Origin of the sequence: Marinobacter sediminum, from assembly GCF_023657445.1 — a bacterium.
GTDB classification, from domain to species: domain Bacteria; phylum Pseudomonadota; class Gammaproteobacteria; order Pseudomonadales; family Oleiphilaceae; genus Marinobacter; species Marinobacter sediminum_A.
This window is the reverse complement of sequence record NZ_JAGTWY010000001.1, coordinates 2,198,718-2,220,723: the sequence shown is the minus strand read 5'-3', so window position 1 is coordinate 2,220,723 and position 22,006 is coordinate 2,198,718. Positions and strand designations below refer to the sequence as shown.

The 22,006-nt window shown below is 56.2% G+C and carries 19 protein-coding genes; 6 read left to right on the top strand and 13 right to left on the bottom strand.

The features are described 5' to 3' along the window. Positions 1 to 83 precede the first annotated feature (83 nt). Both KFJ24_RS10535 and putA read left to right on the top strand, forming a co-directional pair. Entirely contained in the window at positions 84 to 3,596 is a 3,513-nt protein-coding gene (locus tag KFJ24_RS10535) for an NAD-glutamate dehydrogenase (protein WP_250831039.1), read from the top strand. Positions 3,597 to 3,766: 170 nt separating this feature from the next. Next, entirely contained in the window at positions 3,767 to 7,396 is a 3,630-nt protein-coding gene (gene putA / locus KFJ24_RS10530; RefSeq protein WP_250831038.1) for a bifunctional proline dehydrogenase/L-glutamate gamma-semialdehyde dehydrogenase PutA, read from the top strand. Positions 7,397 to 7,410: 14 nt separating this feature from the next. Here putA and KFJ24_RS10525 read toward each other — a convergent pair whose 3' ends face one another. The 10 genes from KFJ24_RS10525 to KFJ24_RS10480 form a co-directional block, all read right to left on the bottom strand. Further along, complete coding sequence (locus KFJ24_RS10525; protein WP_250831037.1) at positions 7,411 to 8,355, bottom strand: biotin-dependent carboxyltransferase family protein; 945 nt, start codon at positions 8,353 to 8,355, stop codon at positions 7,411 to 7,413. Beyond that, complete coding sequence (gene pxpB, locus KFJ24_RS10520; RefSeq protein WP_250831036.1) at positions 8,345 to 9,037, bottom strand: 5-oxoprolinase subunit PxpB; 693 nt, start codon at positions 9,035 to 9,037, stop codon at positions 8,345 to 8,347. Before pxpB ends, KFJ24_RS10525 begins: the two co-directional genes overlap by 11 nt. Then, on the bottom strand, positions 9,034 to 9,768 hold the full coding sequence (locus KFJ24_RS10515) for a 5-oxoprolinase subunit PxpA (RefSeq protein ID WP_250831035.1): 735 nt from the start codon (positions 9,766 to 9,768) through the stop codon (positions 9,034 to 9,036). The genes pxpB and KFJ24_RS10515 overlap by 4 nt, the downstream gene beginning before the upstream one ends. Before the next feature lie 31 nt (positions 9,769 to 9,799). Further along, positions 9,800 to 11,107: a TRAP transporter large permease gene (locus KFJ24_RS10510; RefSeq protein WP_250831034.1), complete on the bottom strand. Its 1,308-nt coding sequence runs from the start codon at positions 11,105 to 11,107 to the stop codon at positions 9,800 to 9,802. Next, entirely contained in the window at positions 11,107 to 11,625 is a 519-nt protein-coding gene (locus KFJ24_RS10505; RefSeq protein WP_250831033.1) for a TRAP transporter small permease, read from the bottom strand. Before KFJ24_RS10505 ends, KFJ24_RS10510 begins: the two co-directional genes overlap by 1 nt. Before the next feature lie 63 nt (positions 11,626 to 11,688). Then, positions 11,689 to 12,654, bottom strand: a complete 966-nt coding sequence (locus tag KFJ24_RS10500; protein WP_250831032.1) for a TRAP transporter substrate-binding protein — start codon at positions 12,652 to 12,654, stop codon at positions 11,689 to 11,691. A 55-nt stretch (positions 12,655 to 12,709) separates the two neighbouring features. Next, on the bottom strand, positions 12,710 to 13,525 hold the full coding sequence (locus KFJ24_RS10495; RefSeq protein WP_250831031.1) for a putative hydro-lyase: 816 nt from the start codon (positions 13,523 to 13,525) through the stop codon (positions 12,710 to 12,712). Positions 13,526 to 13,591: 66 nt separating this feature from the next. Then, complete coding sequence (locus KFJ24_RS10490) at positions 13,592 to 14,524, bottom strand: LysR family transcriptional regulator (RefSeq protein WP_250831030.1); 933 nt, start codon at positions 14,522 to 14,524, stop codon at positions 13,592 to 13,594. Positions 14,525 to 14,704: 180 nt separating this feature from the next. Continuing rightward, positions 14,705 to 15,295, bottom strand: a complete 591-nt coding sequence (locus tag KFJ24_RS10485; RefSeq protein ID WP_250831029.1) for an HD domain-containing protein — start codon at positions 15,293 to 15,295, stop codon at positions 14,705 to 14,707. Positions 15,296 to 15,308: 13 nt separating this feature from the next. Further along, positions 15,309 to 16,079: a class II aldolase/adducin family protein gene (locus KFJ24_RS10480; protein WP_250831027.1), complete on the bottom strand. Its 771-nt coding sequence runs from the start codon at positions 16,077 to 16,079 to the stop codon at positions 15,309 to 15,311. 125 nt (positions 16,080 to 16,204) lie between these two features. Here KFJ24_RS10480 and KFJ24_RS10475 point away from each other — a divergent pair, with 125 nt between their 5' ends. After that, positions 16,205 to 16,900, top strand: a complete 696-nt coding sequence (locus KFJ24_RS10475; protein WP_250831025.1) for a Crp/Fnr family transcriptional regulator — start codon at positions 16,205 to 16,207, stop codon at positions 16,898 to 16,900. Between the two features lie 69 nt (positions 16,901 to 16,969). Here the strand turns inward: KFJ24_RS10475 and KFJ24_RS10470 are convergent, their stop codons facing one another. Further along, on the bottom strand, positions 16,970 to 17,500 hold the full coding sequence (locus tag KFJ24_RS10470) for a hypothetical protein (protein ID WP_250831023.1): 531 nt from the start codon (positions 17,498 to 17,500) through the stop codon (positions 16,970 to 16,972). A 260-nt stretch (positions 17,501 to 17,760) separates the two neighbouring features. Here KFJ24_RS10470 and KFJ24_RS10465 point away from each other — a divergent pair, with 260 nt between their 5' ends. Continuing rightward, positions 17,761 to 18,342 carry a LysE family translocator gene (locus KFJ24_RS10465; protein ID WP_350455589.1) on the top strand — a complete coding sequence of 194 codons (582 nt, stop codon included), beginning with the start codon at positions 17,761 to 17,763 and terminating at the stop codon, positions 18,340 to 18,342. Between the two features lie 13 nt (positions 18,343 to 18,355). Here the strand turns inward: KFJ24_RS10465 and KFJ24_RS10460 are convergent, their stop codons facing one another. After that, complete coding sequence (locus KFJ24_RS10460) at positions 18,356 to 19,066, bottom strand: lytic transglycosylase domain-containing protein (RefSeq protein ID WP_250831021.1); 711 nt, start codon at positions 19,064 to 19,066, stop codon at positions 18,356 to 18,358. A gap of 111 nt (positions 19,067 to 19,177) precedes the next feature. Then, positions 19,178 to 19,699, bottom strand: a complete 522-nt coding sequence (locus KFJ24_RS10455; protein ID WP_250831020.1) for a YHS domain-containing (seleno)protein — start codon at positions 19,697 to 19,699, stop codon at positions 19,178 to 19,180. Positions 19,700 to 19,713: 14 nt separating this feature from the next. On the opposite strand from KFJ24_RS10455, the gene KFJ24_RS10450 reads away from it, so the two are divergent. Then, positions 19,714 to 20,241: a shikimate kinase gene (locus KFJ24_RS10450; RefSeq protein ID WP_250831019.1), complete on the top strand. Its 528-nt coding sequence runs from the start codon at positions 19,714 to 19,716 to the stop codon at positions 20,239 to 20,241. A gap of 68 nt (positions 20,242 to 20,309) precedes the next feature. After that, positions 20,310 to 21,872 (top strand): BCCT family transporter, encoded by a 1,563-nt coding sequence (locus KFJ24_RS10445; protein WP_250831018.1) that lies wholly within the window; start codon positions 20,310 to 20,312, stop codon positions 21,870 to 21,872. Positions 21,873 to 22,006 lie beyond the last annotated feature (134 nt).

The following is a 22,006-nucleotide window of genomic DNA, read 5'->3' as shown; positions in this document are numbered from 1 at the left end:
GGGCAAAGCGACTTCCGGTACTTGAGTATACTGAGTTTACGCCAGTCGTAACCCGCAATGATGGATTCCCCCGGAGATTTCCGATGACCGATTCCCGCGCCCTACAAAAACAAACCCTGCTGGAACAGCTTACTCGCGCTTTACAGGAGCAGTCACCCGACAACGATGACTCCAGAGAACTTCGTGAAATCGTTGCCAGAATGGTGGAGGAGTCACGCTCCTGGGATGATGATTTGCATGCCGAGCTGGTCGAGGCGTATGGCGAAACGCTCGGAGGTCGCTATTCGCAGGTGTTCAGCGGCGGTTTCCCGTCCGCCTACCGTGCGCGTTTTTCAGTAGGTGAAGCCATCTCCGATATCGACCGGGTTCAGTCGATTGCGGTCAGCTCTGATGTGCCTATGAGATTTTACCAACCGCGGGACCCCTCGGAATCCGGACAGCATTTCAAACTTTACAGTCAGGGCCACCCGGTTGTGCTTTCCGACGTGATTCCCATTCTTGAGAACCTTGGAATGCGGGTGCTGGGAGAACATCCCTACCGGATTCAGCGAAGAGACGGCGAGACGTTTGGTGTCAGTGACTTTACCGTGGATGTTCACGCTCGTTGTCGTGAGACCGATCTTGAGAGCGCGAAGCCGTTGATTCAAGACGCATTTCGGGAGATCTGGAATGGCTTTGCCGAGAATGACGACTTCAACCAGCTTATTATGATCTCTGGCCTGGGCTGGCGGGAAGTCGTGCTTCTCAGGGCGTATTCACGCTATATGAAACAGCTTCGATTCGGCTTCAGCCAGCCTTTCATTGCTGAGACCCTGGCCCGTCACATCGATATTACCGCGATGCTGGTTGCGCTCTTTAGGGCCCGGTTCGATCCGGATGTGCCGTCGTCGAAACAGCGTAATGCCTCGGTCAAGAATATTGAGCAGGAAATTGAGGCGGCACTGGAGGCGGTCGCAAGCCTGGATGATGATCGCATCCTGCGGCGTTTCTACGTGCTGATGAAAGCCACGTTGAGAACCAATTATTATCAGCGCCAGGAAACCGGCGAGTTTAAAAATTATCTGGCGCTGAAGTTTGATCCATCGTCCATTCCTGATATTCCCAAGCCCCGTCCGAGATTCGAGATTTTTGTCTATTCACCCCGTGTAGAGGGTGTGCACCTGAGGGCAGGTCCTGTCGCCAGGGGTGGCTTGCGATGGTCGGACCGAATCGAGGATTACCGCACTGAAGTGCTGGGGTTGGTGAAGGCGCAGCAGGTCAAGAACTCGGTGATCGTACCCGCTGGTGCCAAGGGTGGCTTCGTTGTGAAACAGCCGCCACAGGACGGCTCCAGGGAAGCTTTTCGGGCTGAAGGTGTTACCTGTTATCAGATCTTTATCCGTGGGTTGCTGGATCTGACAGATAATCTGGACAGTGGCGTTGTGGTGCCGCCGGTTAATGTGATTCGTCACGACGATGACGATACCTATCTGGTCGTGGCGGCAGACAAGGGCACCGCGACCTTCTCTGATATAGCGAATCGACTGTCAGAGGAATACGGTTTCTGGCTGGGTGATGCCTTCGCCTCGGGCGGCAGTGAAGGGTATGACCACAAGAAAATGGGCATTACGGCTCGAGGCGCCTGGGAGTCCGTAAAACGACACTTTCTGGAAAAAGGGGTGGATACCCAGTCGGACGAGTTTACCGTCGTGGGCGTTGGTGACATGGCGGGTGATGTGTTTGGAAATGGCATGCTGCTATCCAACAGGATTCGTCTGGTTGGTGCGTTTAACCACCAGCATATTTTTATCGATCCGGTGCCTGACGCTGCGACATCTTTCGACGAGCGCCGGCGTCTGTTCGAACTCTCCGGATCAACCTGGGCTGATTACGACAGCCGCCTGATCAGCGAGGGCGGCGGTGTGTTTTCCCGGGCACTGAAGTCGATTCCGGTATCGGCCCAGATGCGGAAGGCGCTGGGCATCAAAGCCAAGAAGTTGTCCCCGAACGAGCTGATCAGTGCCCTGTTGAAAGCGCCGGTGGATATGCTCTGGAACGGTGGCATCGGCACCTACGTGAAAGCGCGGACCGAATCCCATGAAGATGTCGGTGACAAGTCCAATGACGGTTTGAGAATCGACAGTAATGAGTTGCGTTGCAAGGTGCTGGGTGAAGGCGGCAACCTTGGTGTGACTCAGCTGGGTCGTATTGATTTTGCAAGGTGTGGTGGCTCAGCGAACACAGACTTTATCGACAACGCCGGAGGGGTCGATTGCTCGGACCATGAAGTTAACATCAAAATCCTGTTGAACGACCTGGTGCATCAACAACGGCTGGCGCTTCCGGAGCGAAATCGGATGCTCAGAGCCATGACGCCTGAGGTGGCCGAGCTGGTTTTGAAAAATAACTATCGTCAGGCAATGACCCTGAGCCTGGCGGAGAGTGGAACGGTGGCTTCCGGGGACGAATATGAGCGCCTGATGAGGCGTCTGGAGACTGAAGGAAAACTGGATCGTAAACTGGAATTTCTTCCGGATGACGATGAACTTCAGGAGCGCCGGGAACGCGGTCTCGGGCTCACTCGTCCGGAACTGTCTGTACTGGTGTCCTATGCCAAAATCGAACTGAAACAGGGGCTGCTCAAGGCGTCCATTGTTCATGATCATCGGTTTGCCCCAGCGTTGTATTCCGCATTTCCCGGTTCGTTGCTGGCCGCCTTTCCCGAGGCGATTGAATCTCACCCACTGCGGGCAGAAATCTCGGCTACCCAGATTGCAAACGATATCGTCAATCGCATGGGTATCACCTGGGTCGACCGTATCCGAAACGCAACCGGGGCCGATTTTGGTCAGATTTCCGCTGCCTACCTGATCTCCCTGCGGATTCATGACGTAGACGCCCAGTGGAAGCATATTGAAGCGCTTGATGGGAGCGTCGATTGGGCGGTTCAGGCCCAGATGTTCGGCGATGCCATCCATCTGGTGACCCGAAGTGCCAGTTGGTTGCTGCATAACCGGCGCAACGACCTGGATCCCGTTGCCTGTGAGGCACATTACCAGAAGCCTCTGGCAGAGGTGGTGGCATCCAGGGAGCGGCTCGAATCGGTGATCCCTGCAAGTCGTTGGCAGGGAAGCTATGATGAGTACCTTAAACGGAAGGTGCCCGAGGGCGTTGCCGCGTGGTGTGCTTCTGCCGCAAGTCGGTACTGGCTGATGGATATAATCGACATATCCCGCCAGCTGGGCCAGGAGCTGGAATCGGTGGCCTGGGTGTATTTCCGGCTCGGTGAGAGTCTCAATCTGACCTGGCTGGACGGCCAGATGAAGGTTTTCCGGGCGAGGGGCCACTGGCAGGTTCTGGCTACCATTCATTACCGGGATGAGCTTGATCACCAGTTGCGGAATCTGACGTCGAGTGTGTTTTCCACTGATGCATCGGGTGCCCCGGGCGAGGGGGCTCCCGAGCAGTTGCTGGAGGCCTGGCGTGATGACAAGCAGCCGCTGTTGAGTCGCTGGAAACGGATGTTAAACGATATGCAAACCGCCAAAGATATGGATTGTGCTGTTTTCGCGGTTGCCCACAGTATGCTCAGAGAGCTGGCTTTGAGGGCTGGCTAACAGTTTTTGTTAAGGCGAATCGTCTAAAAATTAATTTCCATTAAGAAAATGGGTAAATTTTATTTAAGGAAAAAGCCGGAACGGTTTGCTTGACCGTTTTTTATAGGCAAATAGTCTTTGTCGATCTCGGTAGAATGCGGGAGAGACAAAACAACTGAGAGGGTACAGCTATGAGACCGCAGCAGTCACAGACTCCCGAGCTTGTCGATAGCCGGCAGGCGATACGCGACTACTACCTCGCTGATGAGCACAAGGTGATTCACGAGATGATTGCTGGCGCTCAGTTGTCCCGTGCCGAGCGTGAGGGGATCTCTGCCCGCGCGGCGGATCTGGTTCGCGGTGTCCGCAAGAATGCCAAGTCCACTATCATGGAGAAGTTCCTCGCGGAATATGGCCTCACCACCAAAGAAGGCGTTGCCCTGATGTGCCTGGCTGAGGCGCTGCTACGTGTGCCGGACAGCACGACCATCAATGACCTGATTGAAGACAAGATCACTTCCGGCGCCTGGGGCACCCACATAGGTAAAGCGTCTTCTCCGCTGATCAATACCGCGACCGTTGCGTTGCTGATGACCAGCAACCTTTTGAAGGATTCCGAGCGTAACAGCGTGGGCGATACGCTCCGTAAACTGCTCAAGCGGTTTGGCGAGCCGGTGATTCGCACCGTGGCTGGCCAGGCCATGAAGGAGATGGGGCGCCAGTTCGTCCTGGGGCGGGACATCGAAGAAGCCCAGGATGAAGCCAAAGACTATATGGCCAAGGGCTACACCTACTCCTACGACATGCTGGGCGAAGCAGCCCGAACAGACGACGACGCCAAGCGCTACTTCGATTCCTATTCCAATGCTATCGACAGTATTGCCAAGGCCTGCAAAGGCGATGTGCGCAAGAACCCCGGTATTTCGGTCAAACTGTCTGCGTTGCTGGCCCGCTATGAGTATGGCAACAAAGAACGGGTCATGAGCGAGCTGTTGCCCCGGGCCCGTAAACTGGTGAAGAAGGCGGCAGCCGCCAACATGGGTTTCAACATCGATGCCGAGGAGCAGGATCGACTGGACCTGTCTCTGGATGTTATCGAAGCGATTGTGTCAGACCCGGAACTGGCCGGCTGGGACGGCTTTGGCGTTGTGGTTCAGGCCTACGGCAAGCGCTCCTCCTTCACGCTGGACTGGCTCTATGGTCTGGCCGAGAAATACGATCGCCGCTTTATGGTGCGCCTGGTGAAAGGCGCCTACTGGGATGCTGAAATCAAGCGTGCACAGGTTATGGGCCTGAATGGCTTCCCGGTATTTACCCGTAAAGCCTGCAGTGACGTTTCGTTCCTGTCCTGTGCGACCAAGCTGCTGAATATGACCAACCGGATCTATCCGCAGTTTGCCACCCACAATGCCCATTCGGTATCGGCCATCCTTGAGTTGGCGAAGTCCGGGGGCGTGGAAAATTATGAATTCCAGCGTCTGCATGGCATGGGTGAATCGCTGCACGATGAGGTACTGAAAGCCAGTGGCGTGCCTTGCCGTATTTATGCGCCGGTCGGCCCTCACAAGGATCTGCTGGCGTACCTGGTCCGTCGTCTGCTGGAAAACGGTGCCAACAGTTCATTTGTGAACCAGATCGTTGATAAGCGCATTACGCCGGAAGAGATTGCCAAAGACCCGATTGATTCGGTCAAGGAAATGGGGAACAACATTTCCAGCAAGGCAATCGTGCACCCCTTCAAGCTGTTCGGGGAGCATCGTCGTAACTCCAAGGGCTGGGATATTACCGATCCGGTCACGGTGAAAGAGATTGATGCAGGGCGCGATGCCTACCTTGACCACCGCTGGAAGGGTGGCCCTGTGATTGCCGGTGAGGTGGCCGGTACGGAAGTCCAGATGGTGCGTAACCCGGCCAACCCGGAAGACACCGTTGGTCACGTCACCCAGGCGTCCGAGGATGACGTGAACACGGCCATTACAGCAGCTCAGGATGGTTTCAAAGCCTGGTCTGCCAGGACTGCTGAAGAGCGGGCGGAATGCCTCCGCAAAGTGGCTGATCTGTACGAAGAAAATGCCTATGAGTTGTTCGCCCTGGCCACGCGGGAAGCCGGTAAGTCGCTGCTGGATGGCGTTGCCGAGATTCGCGAGGCGGTGGATTTTGCCCATTACTATGCCAACGAGGGCGTGCGTTACAAAGATAGCGGAGACGCACGCGGGGTCATGGTGTGTATTTCGCCCTGGAACTTCCCGCTGGCCATCTTTACCGGCCAGATCATGGCGAACCTGGTAGCGGGTAATGCGGTTCTGGCGAAGCCGGCCGAGCAGACATCACTTCTGGCTGTGCGCGCTGTCGAGCTGATGCACCAGGCGGGCATTCCCAAAGACGTGATCCAGCTGCTGCCGGGCACCGGTGCCACGGTTGGTGGGGCTCTGACCTCCGACTCCCGTGTGTCCGGCGTGTGCTTCACCGGTTCGACCGCAACAGCCCAGCGCATTAACAAGGTGATGACCGAAAATATGGCGCCGGATGCACCGCTGGTAGCGGAAACCGGTGGCATGAATGCCATGATCGTGGATTCGACCGCACTGCCGGAACAGGTGGTCCGGGATGTGCTGGCTTCCTCCTTCCAGAGTGCAGGGCAGCGCTGTTCCGCACTTCGCATGCTGTATGTGCAGAAGGACATTGCCGGTCATCTGCTGGAAATGCTTTATGGCGCAATGGATGAGCTTGGTATCGGCAACCCCTGGCTACTGTCCACCGACGTCGGCCCGGTGATTGACGAGACTGCTCGAAAGAAGATCGTTGATCATTGCGACGAGTTTGAGGCCAAGGGGCGCCTGCTGAAGAAGATGCCGGTCCCGGAAAATGGCACCTTCGTGTCTCCGGCCGTTATCAGCGTCAATGGCATCGAGGAGTTGGAAGAGGAGATCTTTGGACCGGTGCTGCATGTGGCCACGTTTGCTGCCAAAGACATCGATAAGGTCGTCGATTCCGTCAACGCCAAGGGCTACGGCCTGACGTTCGGTATTCACAGCCGGGTTGATCGTCGTGTTGAGCGTATTTCAAGCCGGATCAAGGTAGGCAACACCTACGTTAACCGGAATCAGATCGGCGCGATCGTAGGCTCTCAGCCGTTTGGTGGTGAAGGCTTGTCCGGCACTGGCCCGAAAGCCGGTGGTCCGCAGTATGTCCGCCGGTTCATGAAAGGCAAGACCGTTGAGGTTGCGGCGGACTCTGGTGGCAAGAAGGTCGATGCGAAGAAGCTCCAGGGCCTTATTGGCAAGCTGGATTCGCTCAAGACTCAAAAGCCCAAAGCGCGTATTGAAGCAATGAAGCCGATCTTTGGTGACGTGCCCGCTCCCCTGGACGCCCATGCGGAAGAGATGCCGGGACCGACTGGTGAGCTGAACCGCCTTTCCAATCATGCCCGTGGGGTTGTTCTGTGCCTTGGCCCGGACAAGGCCACGGCCCTTGAGCAGGCCGCAACGGCGTTGTCGCAGGGCAATAAGGTGGTTGTTGTTGCACCGGGTGTTGAGGGGCAGGTCAACGAGGCTGCGAAAGCCGGTTTGCCAATTGTCGGCGTTGACGGGCAGTTGGAGCCAGAGGCACTGGCAAGCGCGAATGGCTTTGAAGCGGTTGTGAGCTGTGCCGAGCGACCGATGCTGCGTGAGTACCGCCTGGCCCTGGCGAAGCGTGAAGGCGCATTGCTGCCGTTGATTACGGAGCACACTCTGGACCAGCGGTTTGTGATTGAGCGTCACTTGTGTGTCGACACCACCGCTGCCGGTGGCAACGCCAGCCTGATTGCTGCGTCGGAGTAGTGGCCTGGCTGGTATCAGTCGCGACTGATACCAGCCGCTCCCTTTTGGAGGCGACGGTTAAAGAGCATTCGACTGGCTTCTGAGTCGGCTACATCCGACAGATAGAAACTGACGGATGCTCCCGGTCCTCTCTGAGCCAACTGCCCTGCGTCGAGTGCGCTCAGGCAGCCTATTTTCGGATACCCGCCTATGGTTTGGCGATCCTTCATCAGCACAATCGGCTGTCCGTCACTGGGCACCTGAATGGCGCCGTAAGCGATACCCTCCGAAACAATCCCGTTCAGCTCGGACTGAATGGCGTCGCCGCTCAGGCGGTAGCCCATCCGGTCGATGTTCTGGCTCACCTCATAGTCGCAGGAGAAGAATTTCATCCGTTCGAATGCTGAGAAGTGTCGATACTGGTAGCCAGGTATCACCCCCAGACGAAGCGGTTGACGGTAATCCGGGAGTTCACTATCTGGTACGGTCGCGACTATTGACCCTTCATATGCATCAAACTCAAGCCGGTCGCCCTTGGTCAGCTTGGCGCCATCGCCATCAAGCCCGCCGAGGCCTTCGCGACTGACGGTAGCACAGCTGCCGAGTTTGAGGGTTGCTTTGAAGCCGCCACTCACTGCCAGATAAGCCCGCAATCCGCTCACCGGCATTGTGAATTCGATCCGGTCACCCCGGCTGATCTGATACGTCTGCCAGGGCAGAACGGGCTGATCGTTAATCCGCGCTCCGAGGTCTGCTCCCGTAATTGCGATACAGGCATCCTCGTGCGCCAGCAGGCGCAGTTTGCCGAAGGTGATTTCTACCTGAGGCGCATGGAGTTCATTATTGAGCAGGCGATTCGCCCACAGGAAAGCGTGTTCATCCATGGGCCCTCCGGTAGTGACGCCGATATGCTGGTAGCCGTAACGACCGGTATCCTGGATCAGAGCCAGCATACCGGGATCTAAAACCTCAAAGCTCATCGAAGCTACCTCCCAGGTCAATGAACTCTTGCCGGTCGATGGCGCGAAAACGTACCTGGTCGCCCACCTGGACCAGCGCCAGAGACTCGCTGTCCCAATCAATCATTTTTTGCGGAGTGCGGCCGATAATCTGCCAGCCACCCGGGGTCGAACTGGGATAGATTGCTGTTTGTGTGCCGGCCAGGCCCACACTCCCGGTAGGAACTTTCAGTCTGGGAGTTGATTTTCGGGGGATGGCAATGCGCTCATCGGTGCTTCCCAGATAGGCGAACCCGGGCGCAAAACCGATGGCATACACCTGGTAGACCTGCTGACTGTGGATTTTAATAACCTCTTCGGCTGACAGCCCGGAGTATTCACAGACAGCGTCCTGATCAAGGCCAACTTCCGGGCCGTAATAGACCGGGAGTTCGACAATGCGTGACGAGTCGTCGACCGGGGCGGCGTCTGAAATCTGGTCAGTTGCAGCACTGAGCATCCGGACGATTCCGAACCGATCAACCTTCTCGAGATCATAGGACACCAGAATAGAGGTGTACGACGGCACAAGATCTGTCACCACGTCAGCCATGGAACGGTGAATGCTTTCCGTGGCCAGTTTGACCAGCCGGGCAGACTCATCGCCGATGCTGTCGCCAAAATACACGATACAGGTATTTTCGTTGACGGACTCAATCCTCATAGGGACTCGACGACCTGTCGCATATGGCGAGCGGCATCCACGGCATGGTAGCTGTCGCCGTGAATGCAGATGGTATCGGCTTTAATCGGAATACGTTTGCCCGAAATGGAGGTGACGGTTCCTTCCTGGATGATCTGAGTGACCTGCTGCTCGATCGCTTCAGTCGTCTCATGGACGGCGCCCCTGACCGAGCGTTTCACCAGTCTGCCTTCATCACTGTAGGCACGATCCGAGAAAGCTTCGAACCACACCTCGATACCGTATTCGTCAGCACGGTCCTTGACCTGTTCCCATTCCGGGGTGGCCATAACCACCAGAGGGCAGTGTGGTGCGTAGGACCGCACGGCGGACATGACGACAGACAGTGTGGTGTTGTCCACCATCATCTTGTTGTAGAGCGCGCCGTGTGGTTTGACGTACTGAATGGCTGTGCCGTGTACCTGGCAGATACCGTCCAGAGCGCCCATCTGGTAAACCAGAATAGCCTTGAGGTCTTCAGGGTGGCATTCGAGTTCCCTGCGTCCAAAGCCCAGCAGGTCAGGATAGCCTGGGTGGGCACCGATGGTGACATCCTGTGCCAGCGCCATTTTTACTGTGCGCTCCATAGTCAGGGGGTCTGATGCGTGGAACCCGCAGGCTATGTTCGCCATATCGATGTAAGGCATGACCTCTGAGTCCATTCCCTTGGTCCAGGTGCCAAAACTCTCGCCCATATCACAGTTGAGTTTCATTGCGTACCTCCAGAAAAATGCACTTGGCGCGTTATCCCTGACTCATCGTCTGCGGCAGATAGGTGACAATCTCGGGGAACCAGCCAATCAGGAAAAGCGCTGACATGATCAGCAGGAAGAAAGGCAGCGCGGCCCGCGCAACGTAGAGAATGTCCTTGCCGGTCAGGGACTGAATAACGAACAGGTTGAATCCCACGGGAGGGGTAATCTGTGCCATTTCCACAACCAGGACGATAAAGATACCGAACCAGAGCATGTCAATACCGGCCTGCTGGACCATTGGCATGACGACCGCCACGGTCAGAACGACTACTGAGATCCCGTCGAGGAAACAACCCAGAATTACAAACAGGACAGTCAAACACACCAGCAACTCGAAAGAAGAGAGTGACATGCCACCGATCCACTCGGCCAACTCCCGGGGGATGCCCAGAAAGCCCATGGAAAGAGTCAGGAAATGTGCCCCGACCAGAATCAGGCCGATCATACAGGAGCTTTTTACCGCGCCGAGCAGGCTGTCCTTGAAGCTCCGTGCGTTCAGGGAGCCGGTTACAGCGGCTAGTAGCAGAGCACCAAAGACGCCGAGAGCCGCCGCTTCGGTCGGGGTTGTAAAGCCGGCATAAATGGAGCCCAGAACGAAAATAATGAGGCCGACGATCGGGAGCAGCATTCGCAAGGCCTTGAATTTGGCCGCGAAGGATATGTGCTCTTTCTTGTCTACCGGTAACTGGTCCTTGTTCATCAGCGCCCAGATCATGGTGTAGCCCATGAACATGATGACCAGCATAAGTCCGGGCAGGGCGCCCGCAATGAACAGCCGGCCGATGGAAACCTCGGCGGCGACACCGTAGACAATCAGAATGATAGACGGAGGTATCAGGAGGCCCAGCGTGCCGGAACCTGCCAGAGTGCCTACGGCCATGCGATCGCTGTAACCCTGGGCTTTGAGTTCAGGCAGCGTCATCCGGCCTATGGTTGCGGCTGTGGCGGCAGAGGAGCCGGAGACGGCGGCAAAAATACCACAGCTGAGAATGTTTACGTGCAGGAGTTTGCCAGGCAAACCGCCCATCCACGGGGCCAGCCCCTTGAAAAGGTCTTCGGACAGACGGGTGCGGAACAGGACTTCGCCCATCCAGATAAACATGGGCAGAGCGGTTAACGACCAGCCGGTACTGGCACCCCAGCTTGAGGTCGCAAACAGCAGTCCGATCTGGTCGTTACCTGAAAGCAGCAAGCCGAGAACGCCGATGCCAACCAGGGTTAGTGAGACCCAGACGCCGAGCGCAAGCATCATAATCATGGACGCGGCCAGTACAATGGAGAGAATCGCAATATCCATTACACTTCCTCCAGATTGATCTCGTTTTCATGCTGCTGGTAGGACGGCGTGCCTTTTCCCAGGACGGCAACAAGATCGTCCAGGATAGCAATGTTGAGGGCGAGCATGCCCAGCCCAACGGGGATCTGTGGTATCCACAGGGGGATGGGGATGTAGCCATGGGAAACCTCCTCGAAGATGTAGGATTCCCAGACCATGTTCCAGCAGTAGTAAGTCATATAGCAGGCGAGCCCGAAACCGAAAATCAGTACGGCCAGTTCCTGGAAAAAACGTGTGCGCCCTGACCATTTTTGAATAACCAGAGTGACCCTGATGTGGCCGCCTTCATGAAAGGTGTAGGCAAGACCGAAAAAGGTGGAGGCAGCGAGCGCATATCCTGACACGTTTTCCGCTGACGGAATGATAAAGCCGAATATGCGGCCAACGATCTGCATAAGAATGACGACCATGATCAGAGCGATGCAAAACCCTGCCGCGTAACCGGATGCCAGGTAAAACTTGTCTCGAAGAGAACTCATGAACGATGCCTCCCACGGGAGTTCCCCCGACTATTCGGGGGAGAGCTCCTTGTGAATTAACTCTTAACGGTAGTTGGACAGAATCGCGCCCACTTCCTCGGGAGCTTCTTCTTCCCACTCCTTCACCATGATGTCGCCGATTTTCTGCAGCTCGCTCATCAGTTCATCGGATGGTTCGGAAACGGTGATACCGTTTTCTGCCAGGGTTGCAGTATCCTCTGCGGCGGTTACACGAACACCCTTCCAGCCTCTGGCCTCGGCTGCTGCCGCGGCATCACGGATAACCTGTTGCTGTTCGTCGCTCAAACGAAGGAATGCGCGCTTGTTGGCGACCACAACGTTTTTCGGAATCCACGCCTTGATGTCGGTGTAGTGGGAGAGGTAATCCCAGGCCTGACCGTTGGCACCCGTAGAGGGCGATGTAATCATGGCGTCGATGATGCCGGTACTGAACGCCTGTGGAATCTCAGGAACCTGTACCGTTGTGGGCGTGGTGTTCATCAGGTCTGCAAGACGAGAAGTTGACGGGCTGTATGCGCGCATTTTCAGACCTTCAAGGTCTTTCATGCTTTCGACCGGGGCCTTCGTATAGAGGCTCTGAGCGGGCCAGGGCACGGCATACAGCAAGGTCATGCCTTCTTTGTCCAGCTGCTTTTCAATTTCTGGTTTGGCCGCTTCCCAGAGGCGTTCGGCATCCTCGAAGGTGGTTGCGAGGAACGGAATGTTATCGTGCTTGAAGACCGGGTGGGTGTTTCCCATGATTCCGATGAAGATCTCACCGAGCTGAACCTGGCCGGTTCTTACCGCTCTTGGGATTTCCGGGTGTTTGACCAGAGACGCGCCAGAGTGAACGGTAATGTCGATGTCACCATTCGTCTCATTCTTGATCTCTTCGGCAAACTCATAGGCAATTTTGGTCGGCAGGTTTGCGTCGCCATAAGGTGTCGGCATGTGCCATTTATCGGCCTGAGCCGTTGAGGCGAAGAACGCTCCTGTTAACAGGGTCGCCGTTGCAAGTTGCTTGAACATATTGAATCTCCCCTTCGTTTGCTTCTTATTTACCTTGATAACGAACGTGCAGTGCTCAAAGCACCGCAAGCTCTTCGTTTAACCGCTCGGTGAGCAGCATTTTTCCAGGTACGTGAGTGATGGCTATGGGTGGCCGTGCGTTTTCCAGTGCAATCTGTGGGGTGACCCCGCACGCCCAGAACAGAGGCAACTCGTCGCCGTGGACAGCGACCGGGTCGCCGAAATCCGGGGAGCTGATGTCCCTGATCCCAATCAGTTCCGGGTTGCCAATATGCACGGGTGCCCCATGGGCCTTGGGAAGGCGCGTAGTGACCTGAATGGCACGAATGGCATCGGCGCCTCTGAAAGGCCGCATGGATACCACCATGTTGCCGTGGAATCGTCCGGCGGGTCTTGTTGCCAGATTCGAGCGGAACATGGAAACGTTTGCGCCTTCTTCAACATTTCTGACGGAAAGGCCTGCTCTGATCAGCGCGTCTTCGAAGGAAAATGAGCAGCCCAGGACGAAGGTCACGAAGTCGCCCTGCCACAGGCTCTGTATGTCATTTACTCTCTCTGCGCGTTCACCATCCCGGAAAATCTGGTATTCCGGGATGTCCGTTCTGATGTCGATATCGCGTCCCAGGTCAGGCAGTGCGGGATCACCGGGGCTTGAAATGCCGATCACCGGACAGGCAACCGGGTTGCTCTGGCAGTACAGGAGGAAGTCTGCAGCCCAGTCAGCAGGTAGAATCACCACGTTGCCCTGAAGCAGGCTTTGAGCCAGTCCACTGGTTGTGCCTGTGTGGGCTCCCGAACGAATACGGGAGCGCAGTGATGATGCCTGCTCAAGCAAGCCATTCTTGAAATCCGAATACTCACCTGTCTGCATGCCGGAAACCCCTGATTGAATCTTTGTAAACGTTCTATTAAAGATTATCCATGGCAGTGAAAAAGTCTAATTATGGTTTTTTACGTCATGCGATAACTTTTTGTGATCACCAGAGGTTGAATACTCTTCGGAGACTTTAACGGCGAGGTTTGCGGCCAGTTCGGCGATCGGGTTAAAAGGAACGCTGGGGTAAGACGCGGTGAATGCCAGTTGCGAGGGGGTCCAGACGGCCTCCAGCTCGACCAGAGTGCCGTTCTTCAGTTCATCCGCAATGACGCTCAGAGGCAGTGTTGAGACGCCAATGCCATCTCGGGTCAATCGTCGGCAGGCGGCCAGAGAACTGGATGAAAAAAACCGGGCAGGCAAGTCATCCAGCTCGCTGAACTTCTGGCTGATTTCCGCAAACGGTTTGGTGTTTCTGGCATAGGTAATGATCGGCCAGTTTGCCAGTTCCTCAAGCTTCAGAATCCTGTCAGGCAGGTTCAGGTCAGGGCTGGCCACCCACAGTAATGGAAAGCTGCACAGGTCCCGGTTCTCCACTTTTGGCTCGGAGACGGGACCCATAAGAAAAGCCAGGTCCAGTGTGCGATCCATCAAACCGGTGCGAAGGTTTCCGGAAACATCAACGGTTATTTCCACATCAAGGTTCGGTATTGTCTCGTGCAGTTCCCGGAAAAAAAGGGGTAGCCAGGAGTGCACGATGGTCTCAGATACTCCGAGTCTGAGAATCCCTGACAGGAGGGCAACCTTGTCAGCTCGCATGCGAAGCTGTTGCGACATGAAAATTATTTTTTCGGCATAAGGGAGTAACTCCTGCCCCTTGGTCGTTAGCATTGAGCGCCCTGATTCGCGATCAAACAGCTTGACGCCAAGCTCCTCCTCCAACGCGGCGACCCGGGTGGAGATGGCGGGCTGGGTTGTATGTTGACGTTCTGCTGCCTTACGAAAACTCCCAAGGGTGGCGACCCAGATAAAGGTTTCCAGATGTTTAAAGTTCATCGCATCTCTTTGGTAATGGGGACAGGATTCCGGTCGTAATGAAGCTGGTTGGGCTTACCGGTTGTTAAAGCATAGTTCAGGGTGGGTGATCGGGCCTTTCTTTCGCCCGGTATGGTCTTTGTACCTGGGCTTCAATGGCCTGGGCACATGAAAAAAGGCCCTTGGAAGGGCCTTTGTGGTTCAGTCAATGTTCGCATCTTTGTAAAGTGACCGCACTGGTTCGGCAAACACCTTCCTTACCATGGGCTCGAAGTACGACAGGGGCAGAGTCTCGGCGTCCGGGTCGAACGCCGGTGAGTCGTATTTGCTCACAAATTCGATGGTCTGCATGAAGTGCGGATGGTCCTTGTAGTTGTCCCGCAGGTTGCGGTCCATACCCAGGTAGTGGAAAAAGTAGTAGCCCTGGAAGATGGCATGGTGCTTGACCATCCAGTGGTTTGCTTCACTGACAAACGGCTCCAGCAGTACCGCCGCGACATCCGCATGATTATAGGAGCCGAGGGTATCACCGATATCGTGGAGCAGGGCGCACACAACGTACTCGTCGTCCTTGCCATCACGGTGGGCGAGGGTGGCGGTTTGCAGACAGTGCGTCAGCCGGTCGACCGGGAAACCGCCAAAGTCTCCTTCCAGCAGTTTCAGGTGATCGAGAATCCGGTCCGGCAATCCCTTGGCAAACTTGCCAAATGAGCGAGCGATGATTTGCCAGTCTTCTGCGGTGCCGTCTTTCATGTGGGTGAAGCTGGCGGATGGGGCGATTATATCGTTCATTGTCTTTCCTCAATCAATCCCGGAAGCCCGGATCGACGCGGTCCAGTTTGCGCAAAAGGCCTGGCCAGGCGAGTTTTCCGCCCATACCACGGGTGACCTGTTCAGCCTGCTGGCGGATGGTATCTACAATACCGGCCGGAATTGGCGTCAAGTCACGGTTGCCGGACAGTGCCTGGATCTGCACTTCGCAGGCGCGTTGCAGGATGTACATGCCCAGGAATGCATCGGCGATGCTTCCGCCTGTGGTGAGCAAGCCGTGGTTGCGCAGAATCATGAAGTTACTACTCCCCAGGTCTTTCTGCAGCCTTGCTTTCTCGTCTTCACGCAGGGCGACGCCTTCGTAATCGTGGTAGGCCAGGTTGGACAGTGGAAACAGGCTTTGTTGTGAGAGCGGCAGAAGGCCTTCTTTCTGCGCCGAGACGGCCACGCCAGAGGTCGTATGTGTGTGCATGACACAGGCGGCATCGTCGCGAACGGCATGAATGGCGCTGTGGATGGTGAAGCCTGCCGGGTTGATGTCGAAATCGTCCGGGTTGATTTTGTTTCCTTCCTGATCGACCCGCACAAGGCTGGAGGCGGTGATTTCCTCGAACATCATGCCGTAGGGATTGATCAGGAAATGGTGCTCGTCGCCCGGAATGCGAGCCGAGACGTGGGTGAAGATGAGGTCGTCCCAGCCGTAGAGTGCAATCAGGCGGTAGGCAGCCGCCAGATCGACCCGGAGTTGCCACTCCTCGGAGCTGACTTCCTCTTTCTTGGACGGCGTTGCGATACGTTCAGGCATCGTGGGTATCTCTCGTTTTGTTGGCTTGTTTTTGATGGAGCATAGTCATTAGTTTAGGCAGTTGCACGAGCACAAGACTGTCAAATCGTTTACATTCTTGAGACTGTCTTTTTGAGTGTCCGGGTATGTCTGATCTGAAAACGGTATTGCGAGCCTGTCCATTATTCGCAGGGTTGCCTGGCGCAGGGATTGCGGAAGCGGAAGCTTTGGCCCGGTGGCGCTATTTCCAGTCGGGTGAACCGATTTACGATAAGGGTTCGATGCAGTCGTCACTGTGTGTGATCGCCAACGGCACCGTGCGAATCAGTTCGGTGAATTCGGAGGGGAGGGAAGCAACGCTGATCATCTTTGGTGCTGCGGCCTGGTTTGGTGACACGGTTTTTTCACCCGGTACACCGCGGGTTTATGGGGCTACGGCACACGATGCGACCACCATCGTCGAAGTGCCCGGTGAGGGTTTCCGGCAACTGCTGGCGCGCTACCCGGAAGCCTATCCCGTGGCACTGGACCTGGTCAGTCGTCGCCTGTGGTCGGCCATGTCGATCATTGCTGATGATGCGTTGCGGGGAATCGACGCCCGGGTCGGGCGCCGATTACTGTTTTTGACCCAGATCCAGGGGTATGACGAATTCGACTCCCGACCGATGACCTTTCGGCTCACCCGGGAACATATTGCCAACATGATGGGTATGACACGCCAAGGGATTCACCGGGTTATCCAGAGGTTTGAGCGGGCAGGATTGCTGAAACTGGAGTACGGCCGGGTAACCGTTAACGACCCACGCGCGTTGCAGGCTTATCTCACGGCTCTGCCGGACTGACGTCAGTGGGATGACAGAGGCTGGCTCCTCTTGGAGAGGCCAGCATCTGTTTCGCGAGGGATATTTCCGTTACTCCGCGCTCACCGGAACCATGATGTGCGCATAGTCGGTTCCTTTCCACATGACGTATGGCCCGCCGTTATGAGGATCGGTCGGCAGGGAGTCGAGGTCTTTCGGGTCCGGGACAATAACCATCAGGTGCGGGCCTTCCTTGATCCACTGGTTGTCGTCGGTTTTGCCCTCGGCGTAGGGGTCGATGTTACTCGCTCCTTCGTCACCGGCCAGCATGTAAGATATGCCGAGCGCGGGTGATGTGAAGGGCTGTTTGTTCATCCATGCTGATGCCCACTTCTGCCAGGGGCCATCCAGGCACATGGGGGCCGTGCCTTGAAGGGTCGGCGGGGTGGGGAAGCAGACATAATTATTGCTTCCCTCCTGAAGCACATTGTTATCCCAGTCCATGACCGTGACCTGGTCGCGAAGCGAGGCAGGCGCTGCGCTCAGGGCATCGTTGAGTAGCTGACTGCTATCGTCTGATGCCACCTGGGTCGCAGGGGTTATCAGAACCAGAGCGGTCAACAGGCTTTTAGCTGTGTTCATGTGTCTGATCCTCGGTGTGTGTTGAAGTCGGATACTGCGTTAAGCAAGTATGAGCGATTCCTGTGAGACCATAGGACCGATAGACTCTTAGCGTTGACGGGAAAGCGCCAGATCGTATAAGCGTTTGTTGCTTTCGTGCTGTCGACCAAAACCCGGGAATTCATAAGGGGTTCCCGGAAAACCAATATTTACTGTGCGAGTACTGTGCTTTGTTGTCACTGAACTGGTCCCTGTTATCTGTTTTTATCCCCACCTTTTTTGTGGTGTCGATTACCCCAGGCATGTGTATGACACTGGCCCTGTCCATGGGTATCACCATTGGTGTGCGCCGGGCGCTCTGGATGATGGCGGGTGAGCTGGTGGGGGTTGCGGTCGTGGCAACGGCCGCCGCCATTGGTGTGGCAACGTTCATGTTGAAGTACCCGACGGCGTTCGCGGTCTTCAAATACGCCGGCGGGGCTTATCTTGTCTGGCTGGGCGTTCAGATGTGGCTATCCAGGGGCAAGATGGCCATGCCGGAAAGTGAGGATATGGCCGTCGTGCAGGCCTCCCGCGGCCAACTCGCCATGCAGGGTTTTGTTACCGCTATTGCAAACCCGAAGGGCTGGGCGTTTTTCGTGGCCTTGTTACCGCCATTCATTGATGGCCAGCTCCCGATGGCGCCGCAACTGACGGCACTCATCCTGATCATTCTGTCACTGGAGTTTCTCTGCCTTCAGCTTTATGCCCATGGCGGTCGAGGACTCCGCAAGCTGCTGCGGCAGGGTGGTGGTGTCCGCACCGTTAATCGTGTTGCGGGAAGTCTGATGGTGCTGGTGGGAGTCTGGCTGGCATTCGGCTGAAGGCAGCGACAGTCTAGTTGGTCGCGTAACGCTCATGAAGGATGCCGACCCGACGCACGTAAGCCTTGGTCTCGGCATAGGGTGGAACACCCCGGTAGCGGGCGACCGCCCCGGGGCCTGCATTATAGGCGGCGGTCGCCAACCGGATATCGCCGTCGAACTGTTTCAGCATTTTGGCCAGATAGTTCACCCCGCCGCGAATATTCTCGCCAGCAACCAGAGCGTTTTCGACTCCCAGCTCCCTTGCCGTGCCTGGCATTAACTGCATCAGACCCTGAGCGCCCACCGGTGACAGGGCCTTTTCATTGAACGCAGATTCTGCGTGAATAACGGCGCGCACCAGCGCGGTATCAACACCAAACTCCCTGGCGGCCGTTTTGATTTCTTTGCGATAGGGGCGGGTGAACAGGGGGGTCTTGTGCCAGTCGACATGGGAGTCAGGGTCACAGGCGTAACAGTGAAACCGAATCACATCAAAGTCTGCCGCAGCCGGCCGGATACTGCTGTAGGCGACGACTCCGTGGTCGTCCTTGTAGCGATACACGGTATCGTTGCCACTGGAGGCCCGGGGTTGAGCGTCTTTGACGTTGGTGAACTCAACGGTGCCGTCCGGATGGACAATTCGTTTGATGCTGTCTGCCTGTGCCGAAGACGCAATGAGCGTCCCACTCGCAAGAGCAAGCAGGATGAGGGCGAGGGCAGCTTTTGTCTGGCCTGGTCTCATTCGGTATCCGTGCGGTTCCGGTCAATGTTCAGAGATCGGTCACCAACCCCTGCTTACCCGAGTATACGGCTTTATCCTCGCGATGAAACCGCACGAATTGTCGGAAAACTGTTACTTTTCGAGTACTGCCGGCCAGTACTCATTGGCAAGACGAATGAAGTTGTCGGTATCCTGCAGCCAGCGAGTTTGAATCTCCTGGTTGTAGTTCAGGTAGAGCTTGCCCTCCCGGACTGTCCAGTACTCCGGATCGCCCTTGGCAAGGTAGCCCTGACTGACCGCCCAGGCACAATAGCCACCATACACCGGGGCATACTTCTCCGGGTTGGTCTCGAACTCGGTCTTGTGCTGGGCGCTGGCGAATCGCCAGGTTGTACCCAGGTACTCCGCGGTATGCTTGGATGAGCCCTTGATGGCTTTTCCAGCGTCAAAGTAGCTCACCACGTCGTATCCGCCGGCGCCGGTACTGGAGAGCAGACCGGTGTAAACCGGATCTTCGCCGGCGGCCGCGTAGCCGGTGGTGATGATCAGAAAGAGTGACAGTGCGATGGCTCGAAACATGATGTAATCCTCCCGGGTGTCGGTATAGTCTTCAGACAGATATCGACTCCAGTTGTTACAGCCGGCACCAGACATTTTTTGGAGTTCCCATGCCCCAGACTGACCCCACCCGAAACATCGTCCTGATTGGCATGCCTGGCAGTGGCAAGAGCACCGTCGGCGTATTGCTGGCAAAACGGTTGGGTATGGGCTTTGTGGATACCGATCTGCTGATTCAGGAAAAGGCCGGCCGCACTCTTCAGGACATCGTCGACCAGGAGGGCTATAAGGAACTTCGGCACATCGAGGAGCAGGTGCTTCTTGACCTGAACGTGCAGCACCAGATCATCAGCACAGGTGGCAGTGCGGTCTACAGTGCCGAAGCGATGCAGCAGCTCAAGGCAAACGGCGTTGCGGTGTTTCTGGACATCCCGCTGAAGCTGGTTATTGAACGCATTGGCGACCACAGTGCCCGTGGCATTTCCCGACGGCCGGACCAGTCACTGCATGCGCTGTTTGAAGAGCGTCTTCAACTCTACCGCCGATACGCCGATCTGACGGTGTCTGGCGAAGGCCGGAACCAGGATGAGGTTTGCGAGGCAGTCGTCAAGGGGCTTTGCTCAGATCCGGTTCGGTAGAAATACCGATAGTAACCTTATCATTGCGTGAGTAGGGTGCCCGGCCCATTCAAAAACCGGCGAGTTTCATGTCCTCAAGTAGTACAACATTTCCGCTTAAAGATGCCACTGGGCTTCAGCGATTGGGTGATCCTGTCGTGCTGGCCCTCACCATGGGGTTCATCCTGCTGTTTGTCGGGTGGTCCCTGAATGATGCCGAAGGTCTGGCAGCGGTGATTGGCGAAGGATTTGGCTGGACCGCCAAATACCTTGGTTCCTTCTTCCAACTGCTTTTGTTGTTGACCTTCTTTATTTCCATTGGTGTGGCCGTGAGCCGCGCTGGTTCAGCCCGTCTGGGCGGTCTGTCCCGGCCTGAAATCAGCACCTTCCGCTGGTTGTCCATGATTCTCTGTACCCTTCTGGCTGGTGGCGGCGTATTCTTCGCGGCCGGTGAGCCGGTCTACCACTTTGTGGTGTCACCACCGGTCTTTACCACCGAGGCGGCAACGGCGGAAGCCGTGGCACCGGCCATGGCACAGTCGTTCATGCACTGGGGCTTCCTGGCATGGGCCGTTTTGGGCTCGCTGACCGCGTTGGTGCTGGCACACGCGCATTACGTTCAGGGTAAACCCCTGCAGCCTCGCACGCTGCTGTATCCTGTCCTGGGCGAGAGGGTGATGACGGGCTGGTTTGGCGGCCTTGTCGACGCGCTGTGCGTGATTGCTGTGGTTGCGGGTACCGTTGGCCCCATCGGTTTCCTGGCGACCCAGATGAGCTTTGGTCTGCATCAACTCTTTGGTGTTGCGGATGACTTCTCGACACAACTGATCATTCTCGGGCTTCTTGCCGGTGTTTACATGACCTCTGCGGTCAGTGGTATCCATCGTGGAATCCAGATGCTGAGCCGCTTTAATGTTGTGTTGGCTCTGGTGATTGCGGCGGCCATTTTCGTGTTCGGACCCACGCTGTTTCTGACCAATACCTACCTGTCTTCCGTGGGCGAGTATCTTTCGTCATTTTTTGCGATGGCAACTGTGACCGCAGACACGGCTCCGGACTGGTGGATGAAGTGGTGGACCGTCTTCTTTTTCGCCTGGTTCATTGGCTACACGCCGCTGATGTCCATTTTTGTGGCGCGGATCTCCCGAGGTCGCAGTATTCGCGAAACCATTCTGGCTGTCGCGGTACTTGCGCCAATCGCCACCTCTATCTGGTTCACTCTGCTGGGTGGCTCCGGCATTTATCATCAGCTGGCAGGCACCTTCGATCTGACCGAGGCGCTCAACAGCTTTTCCTTTGATGTTGCCACACTGACCGTAGCAGAGGCTCTACCCGGCGGCACAATCATGGCTGCAGCTATCCTCTTGCTGACCACTATTTTCGTGGCAACAACCGGGGACTCCATGAGTTATGCCATTGCCACGGTAGGTGCGGGTCATGATGAGCCACATTACCTGGTGCGCGCCTTCTGGGGCGGGGCCATGGCTGTTATGGCCGCAATCCTGCTTTATATGGGGGCAGGCCAGATTAGCGTGTTGCAGCAGTTTATCGTGCTCACCGCCATTCCGGTGTCACTGATCATTCTGCCGTCCTTGTGGACCGGACCAAAGGCGGCATTTGCGATGGCCCGGTCTCAGGGCCTCACTGATTAGGATCAAAGCAGGTCCGGGGTCCCTAAAGCTTGGGGCCCCGGAATATTGCGTGCAACCTGCTGTTTTCAATCATTTCCTGGAATTCTTCTAAGCTCTGGTTAAGGTTCGCTAAGGTGCATGTGGCTGGGCAACGG